The 26,678-nt window shown below is 33.2% G+C and carries 20 protein-coding genes and 3 tRNA genes; 19 read left to right on the top strand and 4 right to left on the bottom strand.

The window, feature by feature from the left end:
* Nucleotides 1-18 precede the first annotated feature (18 nt).
* From era to cas3f, 6 genes are all read left to right on the top strand, one after another.
* A complete protein-coding gene (gene era / locus A6B44_RS07800) occupies nucleotides 19-930 on the top strand; it encodes a GTPase Era (protein ID WP_090921202.1) in 912 nt (303 codons plus the stop codon).
* 221 nt (nucleotides 931-1,151) lie between these two features.
* Nucleotides 1,152-1,227: transfer RNA gene (locus A6B44_RS07795), tRNA-Gly, on the top strand.
* Nucleotides 1,228-1,234: 7 nt separating this feature from the next.
* A tRNA-Cys gene (locus A6B44_RS07790) sits at nucleotides 1,235-1,308 on the top strand.
* A 101-nt stretch (nucleotides 1,309-1,409) separates the two neighbouring features.
* On the top strand, nucleotides 1,410-2,357 hold the full coding sequence (gene cas1f / locus A6B44_RS07785) for a type I-F CRISPR-associated endonuclease Cas1f (protein ID WP_090921204.1): 948 nt from the start codon (nucleotides 1,410-1,412) through the stop codon (nucleotides 2,355-2,357).
* Nucleotides 2,358-2,420: 63 nt separating this feature from the next.
* On the top strand, nucleotides 2,421-6,158 hold the full coding sequence (locus tag A6B44_RS07780) for a hypothetical protein (protein WP_090921206.1): 3,738 nt from the start codon (nucleotides 2,421-2,423) through the stop codon (nucleotides 6,156-6,158).
* Between the two features lie 72 nt (nucleotides 6,159-6,230).
* Entirely contained in the window at nucleotides 6,231-9,680 is a 3,450-nt protein-coding gene (gene cas3f, locus A6B44_RS07775) for a type I-F CRISPR-associated helicase Cas3f (RefSeq protein WP_090921208.1), read from the top strand.
* A 109-nt stretch (nucleotides 9,681-9,789) separates the two neighbouring features.
* On the opposite strand, the gene A6B44_RS07770 is transcribed toward cas3f, so the two are convergent.
* A complete protein-coding gene (locus tag A6B44_RS07770; RefSeq protein ID WP_090921210.1) occupies nucleotides 9,790-13,428 on the bottom strand; it encodes a YobI family P-loop NTPase in 3,639 nt (1,212 codons plus the stop codon).
* Between the two features lie 229 nt (nucleotides 13,429-13,657).
* Here A6B44_RS07770 and csy1 point away from each other — a divergent pair, with 229 nt between their 5' ends.
* Genes csy1 through cas6f form a run of 4 tightly spaced genes read left to right on the top strand, consistent with a single transcriptional unit; the run spans nucleotide 13,658 to nucleotide 17,716 of the window.
* On the top strand, nucleotides 13,658-15,046 hold the full coding sequence (csy1, locus tag A6B44_RS07765; protein WP_176673497.1) for a type I-F CRISPR-associated protein Csy1: 1,389 nt from the start codon (nucleotides 13,658-13,660) through the stop codon (nucleotides 15,044-15,046).
* Nucleotides 15,043-16,023 (top strand): type I-F CRISPR-associated protein Csy2, encoded by a 981-nt coding sequence (gene csy2 / locus A6B44_RS07760; protein WP_090921213.1) that lies wholly within the window; start codon nucleotides 15,043-15,045, stop codon nucleotides 16,021-16,023. Before csy1 ends, csy2 begins: the two co-directional genes overlap by 4 nt.
* A gap of 28 nt (nucleotides 16,024-16,051) precedes the next feature.
* Nucleotides 16,052-17,053: a type I-F CRISPR-associated protein Csy3 gene (gene csy3, locus A6B44_RS07755; protein ID WP_090921214.1), complete on the top strand. Its 1,002-nt coding sequence runs from the start codon at nucleotides 16,052-16,054 to the stop codon at nucleotides 17,051-17,053.
* Nucleotides 17,054-17,056: 3 nt separating this feature from the next.
* Nucleotides 17,057-17,716, top strand: coding sequence for a type I-F CRISPR-associated endoribonuclease Cas6/Csy4 (cas6f, locus tag A6B44_RS07750; RefSeq protein ID WP_090921215.1), 660 nt, complete (start codon nucleotides 17,057-17,059; stop codon nucleotides 17,714-17,716).
* A 164-nt stretch (nucleotides 17,717-17,880) separates the two neighbouring features.
* Here cas6f and lpxM read toward each other — a convergent pair whose 3' ends face one another.
* Nucleotides 17,881-18,825, bottom strand: a complete 945-nt coding sequence (lpxM, locus tag A6B44_RS07745; RefSeq protein ID WP_090921216.1) for a lauroyl-Kdo(2)-lipid IV(A) myristoyltransferase — start codon at nucleotides 18,823-18,825, stop codon at nucleotides 17,881-17,883.
* Between the two features lie 79 nt (nucleotides 18,826-18,904).
* Here lpxM and A6B44_RS07740 point away from each other — a divergent pair, with 79 nt between their 5' ends.
* Together A6B44_RS07740 and A6B44_RS07735 are read left to right on the top strand one after the other, a co-directional pair.
* Nucleotides 18,905-19,216: a BolA family protein gene (locus tag A6B44_RS07740; protein ID WP_090921217.1), complete on the top strand. Its 312-nt coding sequence runs from the start codon at nucleotides 18,905-18,907 to the stop codon at nucleotides 19,214-19,216.
* Nucleotides 19,217-19,282: 66 nt separating this feature from the next.
* A tRNA-Ser gene (locus A6B44_RS07735) sits at nucleotides 19,283-19,372 on the top strand.
* 16 nt (nucleotides 19,373-19,388) lie between these two features.
* Here the strand turns inward: A6B44_RS07735 and A6B44_RS07730 are convergent.
* On the bottom strand, nucleotides 19,389-19,769 hold the full coding sequence (locus A6B44_RS07730) for a copper resistance protein NlpE (RefSeq protein WP_090921218.1): 381 nt from the start codon (nucleotides 19,767-19,769) through the stop codon (nucleotides 19,389-19,391).
* 42 nt (nucleotides 19,770-19,811) lie between these two features.
* Nucleotides 19,812-20,111 carry a DciA family protein gene (locus A6B44_RS07725; protein WP_090921219.1) on the bottom strand — a complete coding sequence of 100 codons (300 nt, stop codon included), beginning with the start codon at nucleotides 20,109-20,111 and terminating at the stop codon, nucleotides 19,812-19,814.
* Nucleotides 20,112-20,227: 116 nt separating this feature from the next.
* Here A6B44_RS07725 and secM point away from each other — a divergent pair, with 116 nt between their 5' ends.
* The 7 genes from secM (at nucleotide 20,228) to lptC (ending at nucleotide 26,671) form a co-directional block, all read left to right on the top strand.
* Nucleotides 20,228-20,551, top strand: a complete 324-nt coding sequence (gene secM, locus A6B44_RS07720; RefSeq protein ID WP_090921220.1) for a secA translation cis-regulator SecM — start codon at nucleotides 20,228-20,230, stop codon at nucleotides 20,549-20,551.
* 66 nt (nucleotides 20,552-20,617) lie between these two features.
* A complete protein-coding gene (secA, locus tag A6B44_RS07715; protein ID WP_090921221.1) occupies nucleotides 20,618-23,308 on the top strand; it encodes a preprotein translocase subunit SecA in 2,691 nt (896 codons plus the stop codon).
* Between the two features lie 99 nt (nucleotides 23,309-23,407).
* On the top strand, nucleotides 23,408-23,839 hold the full coding sequence (gene mutT, locus A6B44_RS07710; RefSeq protein ID WP_090921222.1) for an 8-oxo-dGTP diphosphatase MutT: 432 nt from the start codon (nucleotides 23,408-23,410) through the stop codon (nucleotides 23,837-23,839).
* A 3-nt stretch (nucleotides 23,840-23,842) separates the two neighbouring features.
* Nucleotides 23,843-24,388, top strand: a complete 546-nt coding sequence (orn, locus tag A6B44_RS07705) for an oligoribonuclease (protein WP_090921223.1) — start codon at nucleotides 23,843-23,845, stop codon at nucleotides 24,386-24,388.
* Between the two features lie 10 nt (nucleotides 24,389-24,398).
* Nucleotides 24,399-24,893 carry a tRNA (adenosine(37)-N6)-threonylcarbamoyltransferase complex ATPase subunit type 1 TsaE gene (gene tsaE / locus A6B44_RS07700; protein WP_090921224.1) on the top strand — a complete coding sequence of 165 codons (495 nt, stop codon included), beginning with the start codon at nucleotides 24,399-24,401 and terminating at the stop codon, nucleotides 24,891-24,893.
* A 58-nt stretch (nucleotides 24,894-24,951) separates the two neighbouring features.
* On the top strand, nucleotides 24,952-25,989 hold the full coding sequence (locus A6B44_RS07695; RefSeq protein ID WP_246253151.1) for an N-acetylmuramoyl-L-alanine amidase: 1,038 nt from the start codon (nucleotides 24,952-24,954) through the stop codon (nucleotides 25,987-25,989).
* A 94-nt stretch (nucleotides 25,990-26,083) separates the two neighbouring features.
* Nucleotides 26,084-26,671: an LPS export ABC transporter periplasmic protein LptC gene (gene lptC / locus A6B44_RS07690; protein WP_090921226.1), complete on the top strand. Its 588-nt coding sequence runs from the start codon at nucleotides 26,084-26,086 to the stop codon at nucleotides 26,669-26,671.
* The last annotated feature ends 7 nt before the right edge of the window (nucleotides 26,672-26,678 follow it).

Below are 26,678 nucleotides of genomic sequence, written 5' to 3'. Positions count from 1 at the left end.
ATTTATAGAAGAAATTCAATGACAGAAACTCAAAAAGATGAAAATTATTGTGGATTTATCGCTATTGTCGGTCGTCCAAATGTAGGAAAATCGACCCTTTTAAATAAAATCTTAGGGCAAAAGATTTCCATTACTTCTCGTAAAGCACAAACTACTCGTCACCGTATTTTAGGTATTCATACTGAAGAGCAGTATCAAGCAGTATATGTGGATACTCCTGGGCTTCATATTGAAGAAAAACGAGCAATTAATCGCTTAATGAATAAAGCAGCAAGTAGTGCGATTGGTGATGTAGATTTAGTCATTTTTGTCGTTGAAGGTACAAAATGGAATGACGATGATGAAATGGTGTTAAATAAACTTAGAGCAATAAAAGCCCCTGTCGTATTAGCTATCAATAAAGTGGATAATATCCAAGATAAGGAAATTTTACTTCCTCATATTACAGAGCTTTCTCAAAAGTTTGATTTTAAAGATATTTTACCTATTTCTGCAGAGCGTGGAAAGAATGTAGATATTTTAAAAAATATTGTCAGAAAGTCTTTGCGTAAAGGTACCCATCATTTCCCTGAAGAATATGTGACTGACCGCTCACAACGTTTTATGGCATCAGAAATTATTCGTGAAAAATTAATGCGTTTTTTAGGCGAAGAATTACCTTATTCTGTTACAGTTGAAATTGAAAAATTTCACGTTAACGAACGAGGTATTTATGAAATTAATGGCTTAATTTTAGTTGAACGTGATGGTCAGAAAAAAATGGTGATCGGAAATGGTGGTAGCCGAATTAAAACGATCGGTACAGAGGCTCGTCATGATATGGAGCGCTTATTTGATGCTAAGGTTTATTTAGAACTTTGGGTTAAAGTAAAGGCTGGCTGGGCAGATGATGAGAGAGCCTTAAGAAGTTTAGGTTATATGGATCAATAGCAATAATTTATTGAACATAGCGGGTAGATCGTTTCATAATTTTGCAAAAAATAGAGACTATCTACCCGCTTGTGTATATTAGGATATTAATCTCAATAAAAAAGCGATGATTTTAAAATGATTTTTTTTTAAACACTTGATTAAGCGAGAACAAATTTAGTTTGACAGTCATTTAAAAATCAGTAGAATACCGCCTGTTCATATAATATATTTTTACCTATGCGGGAATAGCTCAGTTGGTAGAGCACGACCTTGCCAAGGTCGGGGTCGCGAGTTCGAGTCTCGTTTCCCGCTCCATTTCTTAGGTACGCTAGCAAAGCGGTTATGCACTGGATTGCAAATCCATGTAGCTCGGTTCGACTCCGGGGCGTACCTCCATTTTATCCCCTATTTTTTATTAATAAAGTTTGTTCTAGATCATATTCTTTTTTAGCCATTGTTATATCATTAAGAGAAGTTTCTTCTGTTAGAGGTATACTATGCAACCTATTCAGTCCTCTGCCCTTAAGGCTATTCTTCATTCAAAACGTGCCAATATTTATTACTTGGAATACTGCCGAGTAATGCAAAAAGATGGACGCGTCCTTTATCTCACAGAAAGCGATAAAGAAAACCTGTATTACAATATTCCTATCGCCAATACAACTTGCTTACTATTAGGAACTGGGACTTCGATTACACAAGCTGCAATGCGAATGTTAGCTCAAGCAGGTGTTTTAGTTGGTTTCTCAGGTGGCGGCGGAACGCCGTTATTGATGGCAAGTGAAATTGAATGGCTAACGCCTCAAAGTGAATATCGCCCAACGGAGTATGTTCAAGGCTGGTTATCTTGGTGGTTTGATGATAACAAGCGGTTAGATGTTGCCAAAAATTTGCAAATTGCTCGCCTTGATTTTCTTAATGCTACTTGGTCAAAAGATAAAGATTTACGTCTATATGGATTTGACAGTAATAACGATCATATTAAAAACCTTATATCCACTTATAAAGAAAAAATTCTCCAACAAACCAGCATAATGAACCTTTTACAGCTTGAAGCTCGTTTAACAAAAGAGCTGTATAAATTAGCCAGTAAAAATACTCATTATAATGGGTTTAGTCGTGATCACGATGGCTTAGATAAAGCCAATATATTTTTAAATCACGGTAATTATCTTGCCTATGGATTAGGGGCAACCACAGCTTGGGTACTTGGTATTCCTCACGGTTTTGCGGTAATGCACGGCAAAACAAGACGAGGGGCTTTGGTATTTGATATAGCAGATATCGTAAAAGACGCCTTAATTCTTCCTAAAGCCTTTATCTGTGCCAGTGAAAATGCCACAGAGCAAGATTTTCGTCAGGAGTGTTTAAATACTTTTACACAACATAAAGCCCTTGATGTGATGTTTGAAGTGGTGAAGACATTGGCATTAAGTAAGGAATAATGAAATAATCGTATAGAAAAATAATAGAATAGTTTAAGAATTAGGTTTAAAAAGGCAATTAAGATGTACGCATTACAATCAAATCTAGAAAAGTTTGGTAAAACATTACAACTTTACCAAGATAAACATACCAATTATGAAACACAAGATGCGACTATTAAAAAGTTATCTTTAAAATGTAATCTAGTTGATATTTTTACTAAAATATTTGAAAAAATGACTTTTTCTGACCGTTCTATTGAATTGTTAGACAATCATCTAGAGCAATTTAATACTGATAATGGCGGTGAGAAATTAACTAAAAAAGACTTATTAAATCTAGGTTGGGTAAGAATAATATTCAATCAAATATATATTCCAACACAAATAGCTTATTCTCTGAATTCATATCGACAACAAAATAGCACATTATCTGAAAATTTAACGGCTAAACAAAGGACAGCCATAAAATTTTTGCTTACATATCAATCAAAAATTGCTCATAATGGGGTAATTTCAATTACAGATGTTGAGACTATTATTGCTAATACAGAATGTTCAATTAAAGATATTGAGGAATTGGATATTTTTACAATTAAAGATGATAATTTTATATATGATACAACCGATTGTAGTAAGTCAATAAAATTCATTGCAAAAGATATTTTATTAAATTTTTATTACCAAACTTGTGATGAAACCAATCCAACTTTAGAGCAAGTTAGAGACTTTATACAGATAACAAATAAGTTAAAATTCTACTTTTATCTACCTGATTTCGTTATTTTATTTAACAATGACGAGTTTTTTCGGAAATTAAAGCAGCTCATTGATAATGAATTAGATTTAAATAGTAGTAATATTGAAAGGTTAAAATATATTCTTGATAATCCTAGACAAAACTATGATACAAGTTTTGATACTAAGAATTATCAAAACTTTACTATTGATGCCTCAAATACAATTAACATCATTTACGATATTGATTACTTTAATAAGTACTATCATTCCAGTTGTGGCTTTATGAAAAATAGTAGAAGAATTTATGGGTATATCATCCAATCTTTTTTGAAGTTAGGTGAGTGTATGCGTTTAGAAGATTTTGAGCTTAAAAAATATCTAACTAATCCTAGCAAACCCTACCTAACCTATAAAATTTATCAAAATTTAAAAGACAGTCACATTGATAAATTTCCACAAATTATTTTAGAAGATAATAATTTTATTCCTCTAATCTTTTCTGAATTAACTAAATTTGAAGTTTCTGAAGAGGCTTTATACAATTATGAAGCAATAGACCCCTATAGAATACACGAGAAAGACAGTCATTTAGAAGAACTAAAAACTGAACTATGTGTGACATTTTTTAAGATTTGTTTTAACCAAGATACCTTTCAAGTGACTTGTAATGATATTTCACCACTTGCTAATACACTGATTTATTTTGCAAAAGAATCCTTAAAAGATTCAGCATCATGTGCCAAAGCTCATAAACACCTACGTTTTGAGCAAATATTTTCAGAATTTGAGCGTTTTACACAGTCAATCTATGAAGAGCAAGAAACTACATCAATTCATGAAATTATTAAAAATATTGCTGATAATTTTACTAATCATGATAAAGCTAATAATTTAATCAGTATTGACTATGCAACCATCTTATTACTGAGTAAATTGATTGAATTAGATAAATCGTATGATAATAATGAAAAAATTATTTCAACATTGGTTTGTGAGCATCTCAAGTGGTTGTTTTCATATACTGAAGTTACCGTATTTGATTATGAAACAGGAAGAGAATGTGTAGTAAAAGCTGATATTTACACTACAGCTTGTGGTTTAGAGTTAGTTAATTGGAATACCATTTTTGCAATTATTTATAAAAATAATAAATTGGACGAAATTTACAGTGCCCTTATTCAAAATTTAAAATTTGACCAATCTAAAACCCATTCATTTGATGAACTTCATAAGGTAGAACTACTGTATAAGATGTGTTGTCTAGCATATTCAAAAAAACATAATGAAACCATAAGAATCAGTGATGTAAATTATCATGAATTCTATATAAAACTTGAGCAACTTATTATGGAAGTTACTCAAGAATATCACAATGAAGATATAGCCCGTTTTAAAAACCTGTTTAAAGTGCCACATAAATTTTTACAAAATAGATATTATAAAACCACTCGTGAGTGTTTATTTGATTTTATTAATTGTTTAGATTTTGAAAAATCGCAACAAGTCTTAACAAATTTATTTGATGATTCAAACGACTTAGGATTAATGTTAGAAGCAATACATGCCCTAGAAAATACTACAATTAAGGAATCAATTTCTGAGAGAATAAATACAATTGACCCAACAGAATACATTGATAACCACGTGTTTTTAATTGATGAGTTAAAACAAAGTATGATATATGCAGTTAATTCTTCTTCAAATTATCTACTCGCTAAAAAGTTCTTAGAGAGGATTGTACAACATCATAGAAAAAGAAAATATGATGAAAAAGGGGTGAAATATCTTGCAAAACGTATTGAACTATTGATTGCTTTAAAGAGTAAGGATGTTGAAGAGATAAGAAAGTTTAGGAATGATATAGCACAAATATCTTCATTGTCTTTTGTATATGAAGCAGTATTTCATATTGATGAGACAAGGGATTATACATTAGCCGAAAAATTACTTAAAAAAATAGATAAAAGTGATGTATTTGATATTTTAGCTAGATTTGACCTGTTTAGATGTATTGCGTTAAATCCTGACAAATCATTACCTGATAAACAACAGGCTGTAGATGATTGGAAAAACTATATAGAGACACTCAATGATAACTCCAATGAACATATATTTATAAATAAATATGCAAGTTATATTAATAGCTATATTACGACAGTTTATGGGCAAATTGATAATGAAAAAGATAATTTTTATGATTATTTTAGAAAGGTAGAAAGTCCTCATAGATTTAATGAGTATTTACTAGAAGTGGTTATTAATCGACTAACTTCTGACAAACGATTTATAGAATACAATACATACATTACCGATGCTGAAAAATATTATGATGAACGCTCAGAAAATATGCCAAAGACACTAGTGAAGGCATTAAACAAAAGTTTATCTAAAGCTAATAAGGATGAGTTAAGAAATACTGTTTCATTAATACATAAGTTAAAACCAAAAGATGTTATACATGTCGTACCAAACAATGATTTTAATGATTTGGGAAGCTTTGTCTTATATTCAATCTTATCATCAATAAAACTAATGATGGAAAAAACTCATGCTATAAGAGAAAAGCAGAGTGATGGTTCATACAAAGTAGAAAATCAATATAATGATTTAGTTAAAGTTATTTTAAGTGCGAGACTTGAATATCTTAATTGGCAAGTTACTGATCAAGAAAGAACAGGTATTTCTGCTAATGATAGAGATGCGGGTGAAGCAGATATAATTATTAAACATAAAAATAACACATTTGCTCTGATTGAAGCGTTTAGACTGAAAGGTGGAGACAAATCCACCACCCAACCTCATAGTAATAAAGTAAATAGTTACGCTCCTAATATTTCAAATTACTATAATCTTATTTATTACATAGGTGATGGTGATGTAGATGATTGTTGGAGAACTTACCAAGACGATTTCTTAGAAACTGATTTTGTAGAGCCCTTGGAAAATCCTAATGACTTTCAAGAGTTATCGGACGAGTTTCCCGATTTCTTAAAAATGCGAATAGCCAAAACCATTCATGGAAATCACAATTACTTTCATATTATGGTCGATTTATCTGATTATGAACATAGCAATAATTGAAATAACAGAACTATGAGAATTCTCAACCCTCATTTTACAAGAAGAGTTACAAAAAAAGGATAATTACACATAATGCTAGTCACCTTTATTTCTCAATGTGAAAAGAAAGCCCTTTCTCGCACTCGCCGTATTTTAGACGCTTTCGCTAATCGTATTGGCGATAATGTTTGGCAAACGGCGATTACAGAAGAGGGACTACTTGCCGTCAAACAATTACTACGCCAAACGGCCAGTAAATCAACAGCGGTGAGTTGTCACCGAGTGCGAACTCGACAACGTGCTGAATTAATTTGGATTGTGGGAAATAAGAGAAAGTTTAATCATTTGGGGATTGTGGCAGTCAACAGAACCAAAAGAAATATTTTACACAATGAGTGGGAAAACGATTGGAAATATGCAAGTAGTATTCAAATTATTGCGACTATTGCTGCGTTATTGCACGATATTGGAAAAACGACACTTGGCTTTCAAGATAAATTAGAAAAGGGAAGCCTACAAAGTGATCCTTATCGGCACGAGTGGATTTCACTAAAATTATTTGAAGTAATGGTAGAAGGTTGTGAAACAGATGAACAATGGTTATCCCGTTTTACTGAGATAGATAAATGGTTATCTAAAAATAAAAGTACTCTTAATAAAAGGTTACAACAATGTCATAGAGATACCACTCAATTAGGACAAATCCCCCCTCTTGCACAATGGGTGGCTTGGTTGATTATTTCTCATCATAGATTTCCACCTTATAATAAGAAAATTCACTTATCATCGAAAGATAGAGAAGAATTCAGAAGTGAAGACAAGAAAATCAACCTCTCCGTGAGTTTGGAAAGATATTATCAAAAATATTTATGTGCTTTTGAAGGCTGGGTGAAAGCTGAAGAAGAAAAACCGAGAAAAGACAAAACTAAAAAAGAAGAACCTAAAAAGATATCCATCAAACAGCAAAATTCTTTTTGGAAATTTAAAGAACAGGTAATGTGTAGTCCTGTTTGGCAAAAAGCCATTAAACGTTGGTCTAATAAGGCGTTAAAAGATCCTGCTTTAATGCAATTGAGCCAACAAGCTATTGATAATAAAAAAGCGATTGATGATACTTTTTTATTATATTTATCACGCTTATGTTTAATGGTGGCGGATCATAATTATTCTAGTTTGGGTGAAAAAGATAAAGATCGTCGTTTTAGTGGCGATGAAAACTTTCAGATGTTAATCGCTAATACACAAAGAACATTTGTAGAAGATGAACCAATTTCAAAGCCTAATCAAACTCTTGATGAACATCTCATTGGGGTAGCAGCATTAACGGCAGGATTTGCAAGAAAATTCCCCATTATTGCAACCGCTTTACCAACATTAAAAGAGCAACAATCTTTATCAAAATTCACTGATATCTCAAGATTTAAGTGGCAAAATAAGGCTTATCAGCTCGCTCAACGTGTTCAAAAAGAGAGTGAAGAACACGGCTTCTTTGGTGTGAATATGGCATCAACAGGCTGTGGCAAAACTATTGCTAATGCTCGCATTATGTATGGCTTAGCGGATCCCAAAAAAGGTGCTCGTTTTACTATTGCTTTAGGATTGCGTGTTTTAACCTTACAAACAGGGCAAAGTTTTCGTGATAATTTAGATTTATCCGCAGACAAATTAGCTATTTTAGTAGGGGGACAAGCGAGTAAAGATCTATTTGAATTAAATCAACAAAATAGTTCTCAAGACAAAAAAGAAGAGGAAAAAGAGGGATTGTTAGGGAGTGAATCAAGTGAGGATATACTTAGCGAATGGGTAGATAGTCAAATTGATTATCAAGACTATGCTGAGCTTAATTTAGGTACAGTAATCGAAAATAAAAAAGTGCGAGACTTGTTGTTTTCACCTATTGTCACTTGTACGGTAGATCATATTATTCAAGCGAGTGAGTGTAAGCGTGGCGGTCGCTATATAGCACCAATGTTAAGGCTACTCAGTAGTGATTTGATTTTAGATGAACCTGATGATTTTGACCAAAATGATTTGCCTGCTCTGTCTCGTTTAGTTCATTTGGCTGGGCTATTTGGCTCACGTGTTTTATTATCTTCTGCAACATTAACACCTGATCTGTTAATGGGACTATTTCAAGCCTATCAAGCAGGGCGAGAGTTATTTAATCACAGTCAAAATAAGGGTAAACCCAATATTGTTTGTGCTTGGTTTGATGAACAAAAAACCGCAATGAAAACAGTACAGTGTGCTGATATCAATACTTTTACCAAAGAAAACCAACAATTTATTGAAAAACGTAAAGATTTTCTCTCAGAACAAAAGGTTAGACGTAAGGCGGATATTTTGCCGTTAGATTTAAGTTATAATCAAGAAAGACCTGCTCGTTTCTATGCCAACTTAGGACAGCAAATACTCAATGGTGCGATCAATTTGCATAATAATTATCATCAAGTTGATCCTCAAACAGGCAAAAAAGTAAGTGTTGGTTTGGTTAGAATTGCCAATATTAATAATATTATTCCCATTGCCATGCAATTATTTGCAAAAGCAGAAGTACCTGAGGATGTGCATATCCATTTGAGTTGTTACCACTCAAAACAACTATTGGTATTACGCAACGCATTAGAAACGAAATTAGATCGTATTTTACATCGTGATAAAGAAAATCCAGCAGCACTATTTGAGCATTCAGAAATAAAAAAAGCACTAAAACAGAGTCAGACAAAGCACCATATTTTTATCATTTTAGCGACCCCTGTTGCCGAAGTAGGACGTGATCACGATTATGATTGGGCAATTGTTGAACCCTCTTCTATGCGTTCTATTATCCAACTTGCAGGACGTCTTTGGCGACATCGTCCTGATAAAGTGGCTGAAAAAACAAATATGTTGATTTTACAGCATAATATTCGTTATTTTAAAAATCCTAATTCGACTATTTTCACTTATCCTGGATTTGAAACAAAACAGTTTAAACCTACAAGCTATAATTTACAGGAATTATTAACAGCAGAACAATTAGCACAAATTGATGCAAAACCTCGTATTATTAAATCGACTAATGATGGTATTAAAACATTAAGTGATTTAGAGCATCAAGTTATGCAAAACTTACTTAATAATAACTCACTAAATTATGTTAATGCCTATTGGAACAAACAGACAACAGCCAACCGAGCACATATACATTTACAACTAATTAGCCCATTTAGAGCAGGTAAATCTGAAGAGGATTTTTTAATTATCCCAAATGATGAAAGTGAAGAGGGATATGATGTTTATTTTGCAGAATCTGTGTATAAAAATGGTTTATCTGACGCAACATTGCAAGATAACATAATATCACCATTAGAGGCAGATTTCTCTCACCCTCAAATCAGCCCTTGGCTAGCAACAGGACTAGTTGAAGCACTAGAAGAGATACAAAACTCTTATCCTGATAAGAGTTTACGTTATTTGGCGACTCGTTTTTCTAGTGTTTCATTAGATGATAGAAAAGAGTGGCGGTTTAGTGAGTTTTTGGGGGTTGTTGAGGAGTATTGATGCTTAAGAAACATTTGTTGTACTAGAGTGTTGAATTTTGTAAGATACAACACAATAGCTGACGGAGTTAAGACTTAGCTTAAAGACCGTCAGATATATAGAGGATACATTATTGTAATATTTTTTTATTTAAGCGAGTTTCATAATGCTTACCCATCATTTTCAATATTTTTTGGGGTTTTAAAATTACTTTTTTATCATATAGTGCATCTAAGATTTTTTTCGTTTCTGTGTCATCAGTAAATTCTGTTTTGTTATCCTCGTTTAGCTCATCGAATGGATCACCCATTTTCTTCAACAATGTAAGAACTTCATCAGTACTAATATGTTTATATTGATTTAAAAATAATTGTTGTATAACTACGCTATTATTTTTATTCTTGATACTCTGATACAGATCATTAGGCATTTTTTCTTTCCCATAAACTTCGAAGCAACTGTAAGGATATTTCGCGGCAAAAGGAATAAGTTGTTCTGAAAAATTTCTGATAAACGCCTGTTTACATTCGTTAATTATAGATTCAGATTTGAGTATTATTACGAGTACATCTTCATCAACCAAATCTATATTATCACCGTCCAAAATCCTTTCGATATGTCTTTCAATGTAAGATTTATGTACATCATCTGACTGATAATTTTTGATTATATTCCACATTTCAGAATTGAAAGACAGCTTACCTTGTTCGATTAGTAAAAGCACTTTATCATTATTCAACATTGAAATATCAAGATTTTTCCATCTATAACTCAATGTCTCCAAGAGATAACCATATGATGAGGCACTTATTTCATTACATTTTACTAAAGAAATTTCAAATGCTTTTTGTAATTCTTCGGCTTCTTCAAATACCGCTTTATATTCTTTTGTTTCTTTTCCTAAATGAGCGGCATGTTTTTCGATAAAATTAATGAGTATCTCATTCAGCTCATTGGCATGATTTGCATAGTACATCACTACATTATCCCATGTCGGTTCAATGCCATTGTTTTCTAAAAGCATATTATGCACTTCTTGGTTGATTGTTTTAAGGTGCTTTAATTTAGTTTTACACTTTAAAATTAAGTTGATTTTTATGTCAATATCCAGTTTCTCATTATTAATAATTTTCTGTACGGTTTCAGCTTTTTCTTCTAGGTATTCATCTTCTTCTAAATCATCTATGAAAATTTGGATAAGACTTTCTGGCTCAGTTTCGTAATCCCTGATTAAGTAGTTAATTTCAGAATCTAAAATAGTCGTAAAAGGCATTCTCTTGAGTTTCGCCATTACTTGCTCTTCTGTTAAATTTAAGTTTGCCATCAACGCATCAGAAATAATGCTTTTCTCAATATAGAAATAGTTCTGTTCACCTAGCCAGTTGAATAGCGCAAGATTTGTCGGCTTCAGATTCTCAAACATCGGATGAATTGTTTTACTGAATGATTTAAACTTTTCCTTGTCATTCGAAAAACATTCCATAACAAAATCTATGTAATCTGCTCTATTAGAGAGAAATTTTTTCAATTTATTAATTAGGTAAGATGAGTTTGCTAATTGAACACCCGAATATGAGATGATTTTTTTATAATTGCTAACCGTTTGCTCATCTTCGACTTCATCTAAAACTACATCAAATACGTTTTCACTGATTTTAATCAATTCTGGAATTAAAAAATGATAGAAATCGATTTTTTTATTAAATAATAACGTTAAAAACTCATTAGAAACATCAGATTGATCAGACAATTTTGTTATCATGTTATTACACGCAGAAAAATGCTTATAACGGTTATTTAGTAAATATCCGAGCATACTAATATTTAATACACTAGATGTTAGCATATCCTCTTTTGAAAGGTAATTTGCTAATAACTCTTCATGTTTTTGAATCTCTAATTCAAACTGTGGTTCTTTGCGACTAGCAACTAACATTGCATATGTTTTATCTGATGTAGTAATTGATGACTCAAAAAAGTAAGATATATAGTCAGTGTAGGTTTCATTGATATAGCCATTGACAAGGAAGAAATTGAGCTGTCTAGATTCTGAAACTTCTTCATTTTTTAAAAGATTTCTAAGTGATTGATTTTTTATTTCTTCTTTTTGTTTTGTTAGGTTATTAATTTCATTTTGTATTTCTGTTAACCGTTTTTGCCCTTTCTTTTTGATTAGCTCTAGCCTTTGCGGATAAGTCTCAGTGAAATGTGTTAATTTTTCTACCTCGCTAAAATTAATATTGCGATACCAACTGTTATATCCGTTTAGCATTTGACAAGAATTAAATTCACCTTTTATTAAAGTTAAAAATAGATCTTCATCATACTGACCAAATTCCCACTCCTTATCATCAATTTCAATGCCAGAGTAATATCTACCATCCAACTCTTTGAGTTTACAATCTAAGTAGTGAGAATAAATTACATTTAATTCACTGATAGAATCTAATTTCTCACTAGCGATGACATCTTTTTCTTCTTCTAACAGAGCAATCTCACATTCAATCCCTTTAATTCTATTGCTAATAATGTCTTGCTTTTTTTTGTTGAAAATATCATAAATTTCACCATTATTAGAATTTAGCTTGGCAAATTCTTCTGGATGATAATTTTTGTACACAACCATTGAAAATAATTGATTTTTATCTAATGGTAATCCTTTTAATAACACCGAAAAATCCTCAAACTCATTCATGATATTTTTCAATAGCCGCATATCATGAAAATAGAGGCAGGCTCTACGTAAGAAAAAATTATCTAAACTTTCAATTTGCTCTTTATATTCTTTTTTGAGAATATCATACGCATTAGTCGGATTGATTATTGGTATAACAGGAATAATATATTCGAAGAACTTACTTCTTTCTGTGTCTTTGAACATGTCGTCTCTAATAGCATAAATAAAAACCACTCGGTGTGTACATGAAGCATTGATTAAGGAGTTCAACTCTCTTAATCGTATAAAAATAGAGGTATTTTCAAATCTATCCAAGTCTTCAATAATGACGACATTTTTTTTGGTTTCTTGAAAAAAGTAAATAATTTCATCAAGGTGGTCATTGAGTATTGATTTGTTTTCTTCGTCTTTTACGTTAAATTCTGCATTATGTAATTTAAATTTAATTTCTTTGAGATTGAGAGCATAATTTAGTAATTGATAAATAAGAAATAATGAGGATAAAATAAAAAGCCCCATGCCAGTTGTGGGTAACCATTCATATTTTTCTAGTGCTAATTTTAATGTTTCTGGCAATAATCCCAACAAAGTATTGTTTTTTTCAAAAAGAGAAAAATAACTTAGAAAAATAATAGCAATGGCAACAAAAATAGAAATCCGAGACCGCTTAGTTGGCTTTACGATTCTTTTAAATCGTGAAAGAGGAATATCACTATGCTCAACTGAATAAAACAACTGCTGCAAAATACTCCGTTCCAACAATTGCAAGTCTTTTTCTTCCAGCATATTATTTTCTTGTGAATCAAGACTTTTAATATCAAAAGTGGATAATGAAATATCTACAAATTTCCACTTATCACTGCATTTTTTCTTAAATGTGTTGAGGATGGTACTTTTCCCAGAACCATATATACCTGTTAAAGCAATATTTTTAACTCTTTTATTTTTTAAAGCACCTAATAATCTACTTTCATAGTATTTTTGATTTTCTGTTGCAATATCATCTATTGGGGCTAAAGGTATAATATTACTTGGCTTAATTGTATTATTGATTTTTTTCTTTTTTGAAAATGGTGGTATTACACAGCTCATTTTATTTTTCCTTTCATAAATCATAGATCTTTTTAATACACTGCCTATGCGGCAGATTAAAGCTAATTTTATTCATATGATTTTCTAAGCCATCTTTACGATGTACACATAGTATACAAGTATTTATTAAATTTCTCTACTAATTTTATTAAATTAATTCAAATGATGGTTGTAAAAATTTTTCAGGTATGATTTAATGTGCTTAAAGTTTAAACAAAGGAGAACCCAAATGCCTCAAATTCCTTCAGAACTTACCCAAAACGCTGTACAAAACTTCTTAAACAGCCAATTCAATAAAAAAACCGAAAAAGAGCAAAGGCAATTAGAGAAAGCGAAAGAAAGTAGTAGCAGTGATCAAATTGCAACGTTACAAGAAAAGCTTTCCAAAGAGCGAGAGAAATACAGTTCTGCTATATGGCTAGAAAACGCAGCCAATAAAATGGCAAAACAATTGTATTTTGGTACGCATATTTCTAAAGGTATTCATCCTGATGCCAAAGGCGATAATATTAGTTTTCAGTCCGATCACCATTTGCCTATTGAAATAGTCGGTTCTCACAGTATAAAAAGTGATTATATTGATGCAAATGGGAATGCAGCAGCTTTGCCATTAGCGGCTTTTTTTGATTTTGTTGTTGGTGAGTTTGCAAATAAACAGGTGAAAATTCGAGATCTTATTTTAGAAGATAATGCGGACTTTATTGCTTCTTTATCTAGTGATCAAACAATAGCAAAAAGTTATCATCAAGCATTTAAAGAGGCTTTACAAAATACCGTGACTTCACCTGTCACCCACGAACGAAACAAACAGATACTGTGGGCAACTAATTCTAATGTAGCAGAGAGCATTGAAGATCTTAGTTATCATAATATCATTCCTCTTTATCCATCAGTTTTAACTCACGAGTTATATCAACGTATCAATGCTTTAAAGTATTCTGAGGAAAATAAGGAAGCACAAGATAATCGCTTCAAAAAAACAGCAGAGCAAAAACCTTATGTTACTTTATCAGATTTAACTAGTGTTCAATTAGGTGGTACCAAGCCTCAAAATGTGAGTTTGTTAATGAGTAAGCAGGGAGGTAGAAATTATCTACTCCCCTCCATACCTCCAACATTTTCACAAAGGTATCTTTTTAATGTATCCAAATCTACTAGAACCATTTTTAATAAAAATTTAGCTTATCAATGTTACAAACCAATAGCGCAGTTTTTTCAGGTTATTAAAAGTGATAAAAATACTGTTGATATACGTGATGCAAGAAAATTCGCTATTGATGAGATTTTGCATATTTTATTCTCTATTTCTACCTATATAAAAAATACCTATCCTGCGGGCTGGTCAAAAGATTATCAACTCGATTATAACCAAAAATTATGGCTAGACCCTTTGCGTGCTAATTTAGAGGGTGAAGAAGAGTTTGCCGAGGATAGAGAAGAGTTGGAATGGCACTTAGAGATTTATCGACAATTTGCAAGTTGGTTAAATAAGCTTATTCAAGATAAATTTCCTCATCTCAAACACGATACGGGTAAGCCTGAATATAATGAGTGGCGACGTGAAATAATGGCTATGAAAAAACAATATGAACGAGCGGGTAAAGGAGTGTTTCTATGAATATCAATAAACAGGTTGCTGGCTACCTAGTTTTTCATAAAGTCCAAATTAGCAATGCAAATAGTATATCTAGCCCCATTACTTATGGTTTCCCTGCTATCACTGGTTTTTTAGGTGCATTCCATTCAATGTCTCGTAAGATGATGGCAATGGAGGAGTGGCAGGCGTACAGTTTGGGTGGTGTGTTACTTGCTTGTTATGACTGTCAGCCTCAAATCTACAGAGCTAATAAATATAGCAACTACACTTTTAATCAAAGCCGTAATCCAATTAAAAAAGATGGCAAAACGGCGTCTATTATTGAAGAGGGAAAATGCCATCTCACAATGAGCTTTGTTATCGAAGTATTAGGCACAGAAGATCTTTCTATAGAAGAACAAAAACACCTTATTGAGCAAAGCTCACAGTGGATTTTACAGCAACGTATTGCAGGAGGCAGCACTCAAAGATTGGCAAAGGTTGATTTTTTAGATAATGGTTTACACGATGTAGTTTCAATGCTAATGCCTGCTTTTGTTTTAATGGACGCACAAAAGGATTTTGAGGAAATTATTACAGAATTGCAAAAAGTAGATCCGAATGTGACCGCTTTAGATGCCCTTATTGATGTTTGTACTTTACATCATATTCCAGAAGAGGTGCCAAATAAAAAAGGGCAAACGGAAAAAGAACAAACAGAAATTGTGTGGAAAACTACCTCTCAAAAAACAGGGCGAGGTTGGCTTGTTCCTATGCCGATTGGTTATCAAGGTATTTCTCCCAAATATGATGCAGGTGTTATGCAACATATTAGAAATCCTGAATATCCAAGCCAGTATGTTGAGGCAGTATATGGTTTAGGCAAATGGGTCTATCCTCAGCGATTAATCAAGACTGATTCTGAAGCAGGAATTGAAACTAAAATGATTAAAAATGCTTTTTGGCATTATAGCTATGACGAAGAAAACTCACTTTATCTTGTTACACAAAATATTTAACTAAATTTTTACCCAATAGGAGTACATAATGAGCAAATTAACTACCGCAAGCGTATTAGCTTTTGAACGTAATCTTGATATTTCTGATGCATTTTTTGCACAAATTGATAGTACAACAAATAGTAACCCTATCGCTGTTAGTATTAAGGAAAAATCTGTTAGAGGAACAATTAGTAATCGATTAAAGAAAAAAGATAAACAGGATGCTGAAAAAGATCATGCAAAGCTAGATGCAGAAATACAAAATGCGAATTTACAACGAGTAGATGCCGCAGCTTTAGATGAAAGCTGTGATACTTTATTAGTTAGCTGGAGCTGTAAAGTATTACCTTTTACAGGAAAGCCAAATGTGTGTAATGATCAAGATTATCAAAAAGCACTAGAGGAAACTGTTGCAAATTATTTAAGTACGCAAGGAGTTGCTGAACTTGCACGACGTTATGCTATTAATATTGCCAATGCTCGTTGGTTATGGCGTAATCGTGTCGGAGCAGAAGAAATTACGGTAAAAGTGACTTGTAATCAAGAAGAGTTTGTATTTGATGCAAAACAAATTACACTACAAAACTTTGATATACAAAACGAAGATATCACCAAACTGGCAAAACTTATTGAACAGGGACTGACTGGAGAAAACTTTATTATTTTATATGTAACAGCAACAGCAAAAATGGGATATGGACAGGAAGTATACCCATCACAAGAGTTGGTGCTAGATACGGGTAAAACTAAGAGTAAAGTATTATACGAAATCAACGGTAAAGCAGGTATGCACTCACAAAAAGTAAGTAATGCTATTCGTACGATTGATGATTGGTATCCTGAAGCAGAGTTTCCAATTGCCATTGAACCTTATGGTGCCGTAACAACAATGGGAAAGGCTTTCCGCCAACCAAAACAAAAAATGGATTTTTATACTCTCTTTGATGATTGGGTGTTAAAAGGAAAAGAACCTGCTGTTGAACAACAACACTATGTTATCGGTGTGCTTATTCGTGGTGGTGTATTTGGAGCAAGTGGTAAGGAGTAACAAATGAATTACTACCAAGAAGTTACCCTGATCAAAAATGCAGATATTTCTCTTTATTTTATTTGGTCAAAAGCTTTCACTCAACTCCATTTAGCATTAGTTGAACAAGCTAAAAAGACAAATGGTGAGAGTGCGGAGACATCAAATATCGGCGTCAGTTTTCCTGAGTATCGATGTTTTGAAAAAGAAGGGAAGACAGTCGCTATTTTAGGATCTAAATTGCGTATTTTTGCTCACACGGAACAAGAACTGGAACAGTTAGATTTTAAAAAATGGCTAGAACGTCTTGCTGATTATGTTCATTGTTCTAGTATTAAAGCCGTACCTGAACAGGTTAGTTATATTTGTGTAAAACGTTTTCGACAAGAAAAAAATCGAGATCGTCAAATTCGTCGTTATGCAAAACGTCATAACAAAACTTTTGATGAGGTCAAAGCAGAACGAATTGCACAAATTATGCAACAAGAAAATTTAAGTCGAGAAAAGGCATTGATTCTTTATTACAATCCTCCTCTTGAGTTACGTCCTTATATCAAATTAAAGAGTGAAAGTAATCAAAATGAATTTTCTTTACAAATTGAGCAAATAGACGTAGATACTTATCAATCGGGAAAATTTAATACTTATGGATTAAGTAGCACAACAACTGTCCCAAATTGGTAAAATACCCTTTATTTTTAGGCTAAATAAAAACACTCTAATTATCAAATAGTTAGAGTGTTTTGTTTTTTGGAAGGTATTTTTAGTTATTTTGGCTCTGATCTATTGATAAATAAGGGTTTTATATTTAAAATCTCTAGTTACCAGCCGTGTAGGCTGCTTAGACTTTAGTATGGTGTGTAAATATCTTCTCCATTTCGTCGTGTTTTTAATAATTTAAGAATCCACACATATTGTTCAGGGTTTTTAGTGACAAAATATTCAATTACTTTATTCATTTCACGGGCGGCTTGTTCTGGTTCGCCTGAAAAGGTCATTGCAGGGAGAATTTCTAGGTGGTAAACACCTTTTTGAGGATCGTAAATAGGAAACAGAGGGACTATGCCAGCATTGGTGAGTTTTGCCATTTTAGTTAATCCAGGTAGGGTTGCTTTTTCTGTGGCAAAAAAATCGACATAAACACTAGCTTTTTCACCAAAGTCTTCATCAGGTAAAAAGTAACCTAGTTTTCCTTGTTTAACATCATTTAAAAATGGTTTAATACCATTTTGTCTAGCGTGTAATTTTCCTCCAAAACGTTCTCTTACTAAGTTCCACAGCCAGTCAACTAGTGGGTTACGATGAGGGTTGTACATTGATGTCATCGGCATTCCCATCGTGGTTAGAATAGCACCAGATGCATCAATAGACCAAGTATGAGGGACGAGTAAAATTGCATTTTTTCCTTGAGATGTGACCGCTTGTAGGTGTTCAAGTCCTGTTATTTCAATACGAGATTGTAAATATTTAGGAGAGCGAACGGCTAGTTCACCTATTGCTAACATTGTTTGAGCAACACGGATAAACATTTCTTTTATGACAGCTTCTCTTTGTGCTTCAGTCCATTGAGGAAAGCAGTAACGTAAATTGACTTCTGCTTTGTGTGCTTGTTTTGATGCTTTTTTATAAGCAATTTTACCAATAAACATTGCTAGTTTATCCCTTAATTTAAAAGGGATGAAACCTAAAATGATTAGACCAAATACACCAAGCCAGATTGCCCAGTATTTTGGATAGAGAAATGTCCAAGAAAATGAGGGGTTATAACCTTTGCGAGCTGTTAAACGTGTCATAAATTTCCGTATATTTAAAAATTATATTTCGTTAAGTAGATGTAGTATTATACTTCTTTTTATTAAGGAGAAGTTTTTTATGTCCCTAGAACAATTAATGATTCAAAAACTCACTAATAGCTTTAATCCACAGGTATTATCCTTAGAAAACGAAAGCTATAAACATCGCTCTAGTTTAACTGGAAGTTCTCATTTTAAACTGATTTTAGTTTCAGAACAATTTAATAATCAAAAAATGATTGCTAGACACCGTGCAGTGTATAGTTGTTTAGCTGATGAGTTAGATACTACAGTACATGCATTGGCGCTACATCTTTATACACCACAAGAGTGGCAAGAAAAAGAGGCAGTTATACCTAACTCCCCCAATTGTATTGGAAAACCATCATAAACCACTTGCTAAAGTGGCAAAAACTCTATAGAATCTTGCCACTTCAATAAGCTTGAAATTTTATCTGGTGAGATGTCCGAGTGGCTTAAGGAGCACGCCTGGAAAGCGTGTATATGCGAAAGCGTATCGAGGGTTCAAATCCCTCTCTCACCGCCATTTCCTTTTTATTCAATTATTTTTCTTTTGTCATAACTCGTTGTAATTTATAATTTAAATTGCTTTTTGTGACGTTACCTTTTGCATCACACATTTCAACAGAATTACCTGTCACTTTAAATTTGATGTTTCCAGCATTGTCATCTAGTGTGATGATATCATTTTTTTCTTTATCCCAATCAAATTTTCCTTGTTCAATATAGTCATAGGTTTTTACGCCTTTGAAATAGACAGTTTCATAGATATAGGACTGATCACGTTTTAAGATTAATTTTGCATTAATTTTATCACAATCAGCACAAGGTAGAGTGCCTTGATAAGATCCTGCAATATTTTTATTCATTAGTGAACACGCACTAAGTAAGGAGATACAACAAATAACAGCTAGTTTTTTCATAATTATTGATCCTCTATCGAGTAATTGAGTAGTTAGAAATATTTAAAAATTTGGATTTATACGGAATGATAAATCCGTTACATTAGGGAAGTCAATTCTTATTAATGTTAATAAGGTGCTTTTTTGTAATTGTAAGCCATTTTTGATAGTGGCATTTTGTACTTCAATCATCAGCGTATTATCTACTAAATTTGAAATTCGATAAAGTCCTTTATAGGCTTGAGGGAGCCTTTGTTGAACTTTAGTATTTAAGTTATTGAGTAAGTTTGCTCGTTCGACAATGTGACTTAATTTTGTTTGTTGTAAGAGATCGACAATATTTTGAGTTGTAGAATTTTTCATCTGATATAATTTTCCTACTTGAATTTTACTACTTTGCCCTAATATTTTTCCAAATTAAGGTAAATTACCGTATAATGAAGCTTTATCATTTTAACACATTTATCATTTGAGTAGTAATGGGACTTTTTAGACAAATTTATAAATCCACACGTTTATCACACTTACTGTTAGGTATTGTTGCGATTTGTGCTTTGCCGTCGATCGATGCAAATGCCAGTGAAAGTGGTTCGAGACCCATTAGTGTTCAGCAAGTAATTCCATTCTATCAATTGGCAAATAAGCGGTTAGTTGTTACTAAGAATTTGCAATATTTTTGTCAATCACAAGAGCAGTCAACTGTTCGCTTACAAGCGGTCACATCAATTGAATTTTTTGCAAAAAATTATCAATTAAACGAAGTGACGGCAAATCCTATCCGAGCAGGACCTTACAACCTTTAAAAATTATTATTATATTTTTAGCGGTGAGTGGATCTCACTTTTTACTATTTTTAAAGGAAATTAACTATGATTACAAAATTAGCCACTGCCATTTTTGGTAGCAGTAACGATCGTGTTTTACGTCGTTTAAGAAAGCGTGTTTATCAAATCAATAAATTAGAACCAGAATTTGAACAATTAACTGATGAACAATTACAAGCTAAAACAGCAGAATTTAAACAGCGTTTAGCAGAGGGTGAGAGCTTAGACAGTTTATTACACGAGGCATTTGCCACAGTGCGAGAAGCCAGTAAGCGTGTGTTAGGATTACGCCATTTTGACGTTCAGTTAATTGGTGGTATGGTATTGATTGAGCGTAATATCGCAGAGATGCGTACTGGTGAAGGGAAAACCTTAACGGCAACTTTGCCTTGTTATTTGAATGCCTTAACAGGTAAAGGGGTTCACGTTGTAACCGTCAATGATTATTTGGCACGTCGTGATGCAGATACGAATCGTCCTTTGTTTGAATTTTTAGGAATGACCGTTTCTGTGAATGTACCAGGGCTTTCTTCTGATGAAAAGCAAGCAGCTTATGCGGCAGATGTCACTTATGCTACTAATAGTGAATTAGGTTTTGATTACTTACGTGATAACTTAGCACATTCAAAAGAAGAGCGTTTTCAAAAGCAGTTACATTATGCGTTAGTGGATGAAGTGGATTCTATATTAATTGATGAAGCTCGTACTCCTTTGATTATTTCAGGTCCTGCTGAGGATGCTACACAAGTTTATCAAGCCGTTGATAAAATTATTCCTCACCTAATTTTCCAAGAAAAAGAAGATACTGAAGAATATATTGGCGAAGGGGATTTTACCTTAGATCTTAAAAATAAACAGGCTCATTTAACAGAGCGTGGGCAGGTTAAAGTTGAAGAATTATTGACTCAAATAGGGTTAATGAATGAAGATGAAAGTCTTTATTCTCCTGCGCGTATTAGTTTGTTACATCATACTTATGCGGCACTTAGAGCCCATAAACTGTTTGAAAAAGACGTTGATTATATTATTAAAGATGGCGAAGTGGTGATTATTGATGAACATACAGGGCGTACAATGGCAGGGCGTCGTTGGTCTGATGGTTTACATCAAGCGATTGAAGCAAAAGAAAAGGTCAGTATTCAAGCAGAAAACCAAACCGTCGCATCAATAACTTATCAAAATTATTTCCGTTTGTATGAAAAATTGGCTGGGATGACGGGTACGGCAGATACGGAAGCCTTTGAATTTCAACAAATTTATGGTTTGAATACCATTGTTGTTCCTACTAACCGCCCAATGATTCGTGATGATCGCACTGATTTAATGTTTAAAACAGAAACGGAAAAATTTAGTGCGGTGATTGAAGATATTCAAGATTGTATTGCTCGTAATCAGCCTGTTTTAGTTGGTACAGTGTCAATTGAAAAATCAGAAGAGCTCTCTAATGCACTCTCTAAAGTAGGTATTGAACATAAAGTATTGAATGCGAAATTTCATGCTCAAGAGGCTCAAATTATTGAAAATGCAGGTTATCCAGGAGCAGTAACGATTGCAACCAATATGGCAGGACGTGGTACGGATATTGTCTTAGGGGGTAACTGGCTTGCAGAAATTGATAAATTGGAAAATCCAACACCAGAGCAGATTGATGAAATTAAAGCGGCTTGGCAAGAGCGTCATAATATTGTTGTAGAAGCAGGTGGTTTACATATTATTGGAACGGAACGTCACGAATCTCGTCGTATTGATAACCAATTACGTGGTCGTTCAGGTCGTCAAGGTGATCCAGGTTCTTCTCGTTTTTATCTTTCATTAGATGATGCATTAATGCGAATTTACTTAAATGAAGGTAAATTAAATATGATGCGTAAAGCCTTTAGTGAGGAAGGGGAAGCAATGGAATCTAAGTTGCTTACTAAAGTGATTGCATCGGCACAAGCGAAGGTAGAAGCACATAATTTTGATGGTCGTAAATATTTATTACAATATGATGATGTGGCGAATGATCAACGTAAGATCATTTATGAGCAACGTAATGAATTATTAGAGAAAACGGATATTTCATCAATGATTAAAAATATTCGTGAAGATGTATTTAATAATGTGATTAGTCAATATATTCCACCTCAATCGATTGAAGAAATGTGGGATATTCCAGCCCTTGAAACAAGATTGTTACAAGATTTCTCTATCGATCTTCCAATTGGAAAATGGTTAGAAGAAGATAATCATTTACATGAAGAAACGTTAAGAGAGCGTATTGTAAACACGGCTGCAGATATTTATCAGGAGAAAGAGCAACTGGTAGGAGCAGAGATAATGCGTAACTTTGAACAGGGCGTGATGCTACAAAATCTTGACGAACTGTGGAAAGAGCATTTATCATCAATGGATTATTTGCGTAAAAGTATTCACTTACGTGGCTATGCTCAGAAAGATCCGAAACAAGAGTATAAAAAAGAGTCATTTGAAATGTTTACTGCTATGCTAGAAACATTGAAATTTAATACGATTAGTATATTAAGTCGTATTCAAGTGCGTAGCCAAGAAGAGGTAGAAGAAGCTGAGCGTCAGCGTCAAGCCATTGCTGAAAAAGAGATGGCGGGTTATCATACTAGTGATGAAGATTCTCAAGTTGATTTTTCAAAACAGAAAGTTTCACGTAATGCACCTTGTCCTTGTGGCTCCGGTAAGAAATATAAACATTGTCATGGCAATAAAGCCAGTTATACTTAATGAGAATAAGCGGTAAGATAAGGTTAAAAATTTGCAAATTTCTATACATATCGTACCGCTTATTTTATTTAGAGGATTGTTGTTCAGAGGAAAATGAATATGAGTGATAAACCTAACCCCAAAAATACAATTAAGCCTGTTATACAGGTGTCTGCTGCTATTATTCGAAATGAGTTTGGGCAAATTTATTTGACTCAACGTCTTGAAGGGCAGGATTTTGCGCAGTCTTTGGAGTTTCCTGGTGGAAAGGTAGATAACGGTGAGACGCCAGAACAAGCCTTGATACGAGAGATTGAAGAGGAAATTGGCATTCATATTTTGGGCGCTTTTCCTTATGAACATTTTACTTTTGATTATCCAACTAAAACCATTGAATTTTTCTTTTATTTAGTGGAAGAGTGGGTAGGAGAGCCGTTTGGTAGAGAGGGGCAGGAAGGATTCTGGATTCACCAATCGGAATTAGATTCAGGACAATTTCCTCCTGCGAATAAGCAGCTTATTCAACGATTGAAGTTAGAGGTAAAGGAATAGCAGATGGTACAAGATAAACAAAATTTAATTTGGATCGATCTTGAAATGACAGGGCTTGACCCTGAAAAAGAACGTATTATTGAGATAGCGACCATTGTTACCGATAAAGAGTTAAACATATTAGCTGAAGGCCCTGTATTGGCAATTCATCAAAGTGATGAGTTATTAAGTAAAATGAGTGAGTGGTGTGTAAAAACACATACTGCAAATGGTTTGGTTGAGCGTGTTAAACAGAGTAAATTAACAGAACGGGCAGCAGAATTACAAACCATAGACTTTTTAAAAAAATGGGTACCTAAAGATTGCTCCCCAATTTGTGGTAACAGTATTGCTCAAGATAAACGTTTTTTATATCGTTATATGCCTGATCTAGCAGATTATTTTCATTATCGTCATTTAGATGTGAGCACATTAAAGGAACTCGCTATGCGTTGGAAACCTGATATTCTGACGCAATTTGAGAAAAAAAATACGCATTTAGCGTTAGATGATATACGTGAATCGATTGAAGAGTTAAAATTCTATCGTACTCATTTTATACAACTATAAGTGTTAGAAAATGCAAAATTTAACTTTTTCATTTAAAAATGAAACTGAAATGCTTCAATTTGGTCAGAAACTAGCGGTCACATTTAAACAATTTTTTGCAAAAAATAGTGATCGTTCACTGGTTGTTTATTTGAATGGGGAACTTGGTGCGGGTAAAACGACACTAACAAGAAGCATTGTGCAAGCTTTTGGGCATAATGGAAATGTGAAAAGCCCAACTTATACGTTAGTTGAGGAATATCATTTGCCTCCTTATTCGATTTATCATTTTGATTTATATCGTTTAAGTGATCCTGAAGAATTGGAATTTATGGGAATTAGAGATTATTTTCAAGCGCAATCATTATGCTTATTAGAGTGGGCAGAAAAAGGTCAAGGTGTGATTGCAGAGGCAGATTTAGATATTCAGATTGATTATGATGGTAACGGAAGAATTATTAGGTTACAGCCTAACACATTAGAGATGAAAAATAAGATGTCTACATTAGCGAGGATTTATGAGTAGAAGAATAAAAAAGTGGACACACTATCTTTTTATTGCCTTATTCAGTGTATTATTAGGTATGCCAACTGTTGTTGTGGCAAAACACAAAATGGTGATTGCGATTGATCCAGGACACGGAGGAAAAGATCCAGGAGCAATAGGTAAGTCATCACGAGTTAAAGAAAAACATATTACGTTAGCTATTTCAAAACAGTTAAAGCGTTTGTTAGATTCAGATGCTAATTTTAAAGCAGTACTTACACGCCGTTCAGATTATTATATCGGTGTAAATAAGCGTTCAGAAGTTGCTCGTAAGCATAAAGCCAACTTATTAGTTTCTATCCATGCAGATGTGTCTCCTGTCTCTAAAAGTGTGAGGGGAGCTTCTGTTTGGGTGCTTTCTAATCGTCGAGCAAACAATGAAATGGGGAAATGGTTAGAGGATCACGAGAAACAGTCTGAATTATTGGGTGGCATAGGTAGCGTTTTATCTGGTAATAAAGAGCGTTACCTTGACACTACAGTCTTAGATTTACAATTTTCCCATGCTCAACGAGCTGGCTATGATTTAGGTAAGAATGTTTTAAAGGAATTAAAAAAAGTGGTTCCTTTAGTGAGACGTACACCACAACATGCAAGCTTGGCGGTATTACGTTCACCTGACATTCCGTCTATTCTGGTGGAAACGGGGTTTTTATCTAATCCTAAAGAAGAGAGAAACTTATCACACGGTGCTTATCAAAAGAAAATAGCAAGAGCGATTTATACTGGATTGGTGAATTACCGTCGTACTAATTATGTGAATATACCTGTTGCAAAGAAAACGAAGAAGAAAAAAACAAGTCAAACAAAAAGAAAGGTAACACATAAAACGACACCGAGCTCAAAAAATAAAGCTGTAAGTAAAACAAAAGCAAAACCAACAACTAAAAGAGTTAAAATTCATCGTAAAACGCAGAAAAAAGTAGTACGATCAATCAAAAGCTATGTTGTGAAGAAAGATGATACGTTATATTCTCTTGCGAGAAAGTATGGCACGACACCTGCAAAATTAAGTAAATTAAATAATATTAAAAATAATAGAATTTTTGTGGGTCAAAAGTTAAGATTGAAATAAGTTCACTGCTTATTTATTGGGGGATTATCATATTTTAAGATGAATTTATGATATGATGGCTTTCATTTTTTACGATATAGATAATTGAATCTTTATGAATTTACGTTTAAATATCATACTTATTATGATTGTTGCTGTATTGGCAGGCTGGTATTTTGGTCTGCAAAATAGTAATCAAGACTTGAATGGTTTGATAAAGAAGGCTGGACAGCCTGAATATATAGGTAATAAGACAACCACTTCTGCTTATGATACAAATGGTAAGCCCCAATATTTTGTACAAGCAGATGAGATAAAGCATTATGAGGAGACGGGGCAAGTTGAATTAATGAATCCATTATTTAATTTGTTTGATTCGGTAGAGGCATTAAAAAAATGGAAATTAACGTCTGATAATGCTGAAATTACTAAAGAGAAGATATTGCGATTAGAAGGGAACGTTAAAATAAAAAGTCTTGACCGACTGTCGCAACTACAACAAATTGAAACAGAACAGCTTTTTGTGGATTTGAATACTCAAGATGTATTTACTGATAAGAAATTAATAGCGAAAGGCATCGGTTTTAGTACAATGGGAAAGGGTTTAGAAGGTAATTTGAAAAAACAGTTTGTGGTATTAAAAGAAAATGTAAAAACTCATATAGAGCCAACTAAGTTAAAACAATCAGAAGCAGAATATTAAGGATAAA

The organism is Pasteurella skyensis (assembly GCF_013377295.1).
In the GTDB taxonomy this organism is placed as follows: Bacteria; Pseudomonadota; Gammaproteobacteria; order Enterobacterales; family Pasteurellaceae; genus Phocoenobacter; species Phocoenobacter skyensis.
The sequence above is the reverse complement of the archived record's forward strand: the minus strand, read 5'-3'. Positions and strand labels throughout refer to the sequence as shown.